At 67.4% G+C, this 1,849-nt stretch carries 2 protein-coding genes; both read right to left on the bottom strand.

The features are described 5' to 3' along the window. The coding region (locus VF643_RS00775; protein ID WP_331041452.1) for a YihY/virulence factor BrkB family protein at positions 1-900 on the bottom strand (900 nt) is incomplete at its 3' end. 6 nt (positions 901-906) lie between these two features. Further along, entirely contained in the window at positions 907-1,827 is a 921-nt protein-coding gene (locus VF643_RS00770; RefSeq protein WP_331041453.1) for a J domain-containing protein, read from the bottom strand. Positions 1,828-1,849 lie beyond the last annotated feature (22 nt).

Genomic DNA, 1,849 nt, shown 5'->3' with positions numbered 1-1,849 from the left:
CAGTGCCGCGTTCAGATGCGCGCCGAACACGATGCCCAGGCCGATCAGGTAGAAGAACAACAGCATGACGACGACGCCGGCAAGGCTGCCATAGGTGAGGTCGTAGCCGCCGAGCTGCGCGAGCACGACCGGCAGCAGCGCCGTCATGCTCACCCACCACAATGTGGTGAACAGCGCGCCGGGCCATTTGCGGCTGTCGCTATGCCGGTATTTCGACGGCGTCACCGAATAGAACAACATGTAGAGCGCGCCGAACATCACCAGCCCGGGGACGATGCGCGAGATGCCGATCCAGCTCGCGGCATTCTCGGCGAAGGGCAGCAGCCGGTACACGAACTGTTCCGCCGCGGTGAGGATGCCCTGGACCAGGAACGAGATCAGCGCGAGGATCACCGATGCGACGATCGCGAGGCTCAGCCGCAGCCGCGCGCGCCACAAGGTTTGCGAACTCTTGGTGCCATAGGCGCGGCGGAAGATGTCGCGGATCGTCTCGACGAAGCTGCCGACCGTCCACAGCCCGACCAGCCCGCCCAGCCACAACAGCGATCCGGTGCGTGCGGCGAGCACGTCGCTCAGCGGTTTGCGCAGCAGATCGGACACGTCGGGCGGCAGCACCTGCAGGAAGGAAGCGACGGTGCGCTGGGTCTCCGCGCTCTGCCCGACCATCGACAGCACCCAGGCGGCGGTAATGAAGAACGGGAACAGCGTCATCAGCGCGAGATAGGCGAGGTTGCCCGCGTGGATGAAGCCGTCGTTATAGACGCCCAGCGCCGACCTCTTGAGGATCTCGAACGCGTAGCTGCCGGGCCGTACCTTGGCGAGTTCCTTGTCGAACCGCCGACGCGCAGCACCGTGGTGCTTGCCCCGGTCTTCAGGCGTCAGGGCTGGAACATCGGTCACAGGGGCTCAGACGCCCATCGACGCCCGCGGGTTCCCGCTCGCCTCCCAGGCGTCGGCGAACGCCGCCAGCGCCGCGTCCTCTGCGGGGATGTCGATCATCAGCGTCACCAGCTGGTCGCCGCGACCGCCGGCCTTCTTGTGAAAGCCTTTGCCCTTCAGTCGCAGCGTCTTGCCCGACGTCGTGCCCTTGGGGATCGTCAGCATCACAGGCTTGTCGACGGTCGGTGCGCGCACCGATCCGCCGAGCACGGCTTCCTTCAGCGAGATCGGCAGGTCGACGCGCACGTCGTCGCCGTCGCGGGTGAAGTAGCGATGCGGCTGGACCTCGATCGTCACCAGCGCGTCACCGGCGCCGCCCGGGCCCGGCTCGCCCTTGCCGGTGAGTTTCATCTGGGTGCCGGTCTCGACCCCGGCGGGGAGCTTCAGGTCGATGGTCTTGCCGTCGCCGAGCGTCACCCGCTGCGGGCTGAGCGTCGCGGCGTCCACGAACGGCACCTGCAGCGTGTAGTTGATCGTCGCGCCCTTGGCCGGGGGCCGGCGACCGAAGCCGCTGGTGAAACCGCCGCCGCCGGCGCCGCTCCGCCCGCCGAACAGGCCTTCGAAGATGTCGCCCATCTCGGCGCTGTCGCCGCCGAATTCAAAGCCGCCGCGTTGCGCGCCCGCCGCACCCGGCCGCTGGCCGCCATAGCCGAACGGCGCTGCGGGATTGCCGTCGCCGTCGATCTCGCCACGGTCGAACCGCGCGCGTTTGTCCTTGTCGCTCAGCAGGTCGTACGCGTTGGTGACCTGGCTGAAGCGCTCGGCGGCTTTGGGATTGTCCTTGTTGCGATCGGGGTGCAGCTCCTTGGCGAGCTTGCGATACGCCTTCTTGATGTCGGCATCCGCCGCGCCGCGTGCCACGCCCAAAATCTGATACGGATCGGCCATCATTTCCCCATCGGTGTGTTAC

Source organism: Sphingomonas sp. (assembly GCF_036387595.1).
Lineage (GTDB): Bacteria > Pseudomonadota > Alphaproteobacteria > Sphingomonadales > Sphingomonadaceae > Sphingomonas.
This window is presented reverse-complemented; position numbering and strand designations above follow the sequence as displayed.

Coding starts and splice junctions, on each gene's coding strand:
- VF643_RS00770 (WP_331041453.1), bottom strand. CDS start 1,827: ATGGCCGATCCGTATCAGATTTTGGGCGTGGCACGCGGCGCGGCGGAT.